Raw genomic sequence first — 3,223 nt, forward strand, 5'->3', positions numbered from 1 at the left:
ACCGTCTGCTACCGGCACCCGGATCGGCCCGCCGGGGTGCGCTGCCAGCGCTGCGACCGGCCGATCTGCCCGGCGTGCATGAACAGCGCCGCCGTCGGCTTCCAGTGCCCGAGCTGTTTCAACCAGGGCGTCCGCTCCGTACCCCGTACCCGGACGTCGCTGGGCGGCATCCAGCGCGGCGGCAGCCAGCAGGTCGTCACGTTCACGATGCTGGCGCTGAACGTCCTGGTCTTCCTCGCCGTCCGGTTCGGCAGCCCGCAGATCCTCAGCGACCTGGTGATGGTCCCGGTGCTGGCCGAGAGCGAGCCGTGGCGGCTGCTCACGTCGGCCTTCACGCACGTCCAGATCTTCCACATCTTCTCGAACCTGTTCATGCTCTGGCAGCTGGGTCCGATGCTCGAAGGGATGCTCGGCCGGCTCCGGTTCACGATCCTGTACCTGCTGTCCGCGCTCGGCGGCAGCGTCGCGGTCTGGCTGCTGTCCGCCCCCGGTGGCGCGACCCTGGGCGCGTCCGGCGCGGTCCTCGGCCTGGTCGGCGCCCTGCTGGTGATCCACCGCGCCCGCGGCTTGGACATCACCTGGATCATCATGTACGTCGCGGTCACCGCGTTCCTGTCGTTCGCGATCCCGAACGTCTCCTGGGAAGGCCACCTCGGCGGCTTCGTCGTCGGCGCCGCGACCGCCTGGATCTTCCTCCAACTGTCGAAGCACAAGCACCGCAACAATCAAGCGGCATAGGCCACAAAATCTGCTCAGTTGGATCAAATCGGGTGACAAGTCGGTGGGACTGCTCGTCTAATCAGGTGACGTCCCGACGGGGGACCAGCTTGGTAAGGACATCCACATGAGCCCACGCGCAGTGGACAAACGCGCCCGCCCCGGCAACGAACATCAGGTGCTACGGCCCGCGGCGCCGGAGACCCCGAGCGCGGTCACCGTGCTCCAGTCCGCCGATCACGCCACGAATCGCATCTCGCAGCCCAAGCAGCCGACCAAGGCCGCCTCCTGATCTCAGCGCAGTAGCAGGCAGCTGTCGCCGAATTCGTGCCAGAGGTACTGGTTCTGTACGGCGGCGTCGTACGCGCGCTGGACCTGGTCGCGACCTGCAACGGATTCGAGAAGCAGCAGGTGGGACGCCTCCGGGGCGTGCCAGCCGGTGATCAGGCCGTCGACGATCTGCGGCCGGTGGTCCGGGCCGAGGACGAGGTCGGTCCAGCCCCGGGACGCAGCGACCGTCCCGCCGACAGCAGCGGATTCGATCGCGCGTACCGCGGTGGTTCCGACCGCGATCACCCGTCCGCCGTTCGCCTTCACCCAGTTGACCAGGCGTGCGGTGTGCGTCGGTATGTCGTACCGCTCGGGCTGCGGTGGCTCATGGCTCTCCAATGAGGACACGCCGCAGTGCAGCAGGATCGGAGCGATCAGGACGCCCTGCGACGCGAGGTGGCTCACCAACTCGAAGCTGAACGGCCTTGCCGCACTGGGCATCTCCGCACTTCCGGGCTCACGCGCGAAGACGGTCTGGTACGACGCCAGCGGCCAGCGCTTGCCCACGTAGTTGTAGGTGATCGGCCGACCGTGCCGTTGCAGGTATCCGAGTACGTCGGTCGTCGGCGGCCTCGCGATCCACAGGCGGTTCGGCGAGGCCTGGTACGGCGCCAGCAGGGTCAGCACGCCTTCGGGCAGTTCCACCTGTTGTCCCTGCGTACCGTCGAACATCGGGGCGCCGCCGTTGCGTAGTTCGACGACCCAGGTGCCGTCGTCGAGCGGTGCGGAGAAGTGCACGGTGTACGTCGTACCGTCGACCGCGGCCGCCAGCGTGCCGGAGGTGTTCACCAGCAACAGGTCGCCGGGCCACAGGTGGTCTCCGAGCCGGTCGAAGCGCGTGTGCGTGACGGTCGACCCCTCCGCGACCAGCAGCTTCACGTGGTCCCGCGGCAGACCACGCGCCTCGGGAGGTTCGCCGGCGTTCAAGGCGTCCGGCAGCTCGAATCTGGTGTGTGGGTGCACCTTCACGACGTCACCGCCGGCGCGAAGTCGGCCGCTCGGTACCTGCCACTGGCAGGGCGCTTGTCGAGCAGCTGCAGGAACGCCGGTACGACGGTTGCGGGCTCCGGCCGGTCCGAGATGTCCTCGCCGGGGAACGCGGCCTGGTGCATCGCCGTACGCAGATCACCCGGGTCAACGGCGTACACCGCCAGTGCTGGATGCTCCGCGGCCAAGACCTTCGTAGCGTGATCAAGTGCCGCCTTGGCGGAGCCGTAGCCGCCCCAGGTCTCGTACGCCTCCACGGCGGCGTCGGAGCTGATGTTAATCAGCACACCGGACTCTTTGGTGAGTGCTGGAAGCAGCAGCTGTGTGAGGGCGAGCGGCGCGAGTACGTCGACCTCGTAGACGCGGCGGAGTTCGTCGAGGTCCGCCGCGGCCAACGGCTGCAGCGGGCTCGGGCCGAGGTAGCTCGCGTTGTTCACGAGCAGGTCGAGCCGCCCGAGCTCGGTGATCGCGTCGAGCAGGTCGGCACGGTGCTCCGGGTCGGTGACGTCACCCGCCAGCGGTACGACGTCGGTCCGGGCCGCGAGCGCATCGGCCGCGGCTTTCAGCGCTTCCGCCCCGCGCGCGTCGATGACCAGCACCCACCCCCGCGCGGCAAGCCCGTGCGCCAACGCGAGCCCAAGCCCCGCGGAGGCACCGGTGATCAGAGCGACAGGACGTTCGGACGGTTCAGGATTCATGCCGCCACCGTCGTACCTCAACATTACTTGAAGTCAAGCGTTGCCAGCAGCCTCGAACGCCATCCGGATGACCCTGGGTCGTGCCTACGGTGGAATCTCCCGATCTGAAGGAGGAGCAATGGCACGAGGTCAGCAGAGTGGCGGGCAGGCGAACGGCGGCTACAGCGAGCAGGACTCGAAGAACTTGACCGCCGCGCTCGGCGGTCTCACCCCTCCTGGCAGCGGCGGGGACTCGAAGAACAAGGGCGAGAAGCCGAAGACCGGCAAGCTGCGCGACATCGGCAAGGCGCTGGACGGCCGCGAGTAGTTGGCCGGGCGGGAGCCGCCACTCCCGTCTCGGTTCAGTTCTCCGGGAGGAGGATTCCGGGGTTCATGATGTTGTCGGGGTCGAGGGTATGTTTGACGGCTTGTAAGGTTTTGGTGGCGAGGGGGCCGATCTCGGCCAGGTAGGCCGGTTGATGGTCGGTGCCGATGCCGTGGTGGTGTGAGAT

6 protein-coding genes are annotated in these 3,223 nt (G+C 67.9%); 3 read left to right on the forward strand and 3 right to left on the reverse strand.

All coding sequences use genetic code 11. From position 1 onward, the window contains the following. The coding region (locus tag VFF46_RS32295) for a rhomboid family intramembrane serine protease (RefSeq protein WP_325041026.1) at window positions 1-738 on the forward strand (738 nt) is incomplete at its 5' end. 106 nt (window positions 739-844) lie between these two features. Then, window positions 845-1,009 carry a hypothetical protein gene (locus VFF46_RS32300; RefSeq protein WP_325041027.1) on the forward strand — a complete coding sequence of 55 codons (165 nt, stop codon included), beginning with the start codon at window positions 845-847 and terminating at the stop codon, window positions 1,007-1,009. 2 nt (window positions 1,010-1,011) lie between these two features. Here VFF46_RS32300 and VFF46_RS32305 read toward each other — a convergent pair whose 3' ends face one another. Both VFF46_RS32305 and VFF46_RS32310 read right to left on the reverse strand, forming a co-directional pair. Beyond that, complete coding sequence (locus VFF46_RS32305) at window positions 1,012-2,016, reverse strand: S-adenosylmethionine:tRNA ribosyltransferase-isomerase (RefSeq protein ID WP_325041028.1); 1,005 nt, start codon at window positions 2,014-2,016, stop codon at window positions 1,012-1,014. Further along, a complete protein-coding gene (locus VFF46_RS32310) occupies window positions 2,013-2,732 on the reverse strand; it encodes an SDR family oxidoreductase (RefSeq protein WP_325041029.1) in 720 nt (239 codons plus the stop codon). Before VFF46_RS32310 ends, VFF46_RS32305 begins: the two co-directional genes overlap by 4 nt. A 118-nt stretch (window positions 2,733-2,850) precedes the next feature. Between VFF46_RS32310 and VFF46_RS32315 the strand changes: the two genes are divergently transcribed. Further along, window positions 2,851-3,039 carry a hypothetical protein gene (locus VFF46_RS32315; protein ID WP_325041030.1) on the forward strand — a complete coding sequence of 63 codons (189 nt, stop codon included), beginning with the start codon at window positions 2,851-2,853 and terminating at the stop codon, window positions 3,037-3,039. A 34-nt stretch (window positions 3,040-3,073) separates the two neighbouring features. Here VFF46_RS32315 and VFF46_RS32320 read toward each other — a convergent pair whose 3' ends face one another. Further along, window positions 3,074-3,223, reverse strand: coding sequence for an FAD-linked oxidase C-terminal domain-containing protein (locus VFF46_RS32320; RefSeq protein ID WP_325041031.1), 150 nt, complete (start codon window positions 3,221-3,223; stop codon window positions 3,074-3,076).

The sequence above is a fragment of the Kribbella sp. genome, from assembly GCF_035655035.1.
Classification (GTDB): Bacteria; Actinomycetota; Actinomycetes; order Propionibacteriales; family Kribbellaceae; genus Kribbella.

Coding starts and splice junctions, on each gene's coding strand:
- VFF46_RS32310 (WP_325041029.1), bottom strand. CDS start 2,732: ATGAATCCTGAACCGTCCGAACGTCCTGTCGCTCTGATCACCGGTGCC.
- VFF46_RS32315 (WP_325041030.1), top strand. CDS start 2,851: ATGGCACGAGGTCAGCAGAGTGGCGGGCAGGCGAACGGCGGCTACAGC.
- VFF46_RS32300 (WP_325041027.1), top strand. CDS start 845: ATGAGCCCACGCGCAGTGGACAAACGCGCCCGCCCCGGCAACGAACAT.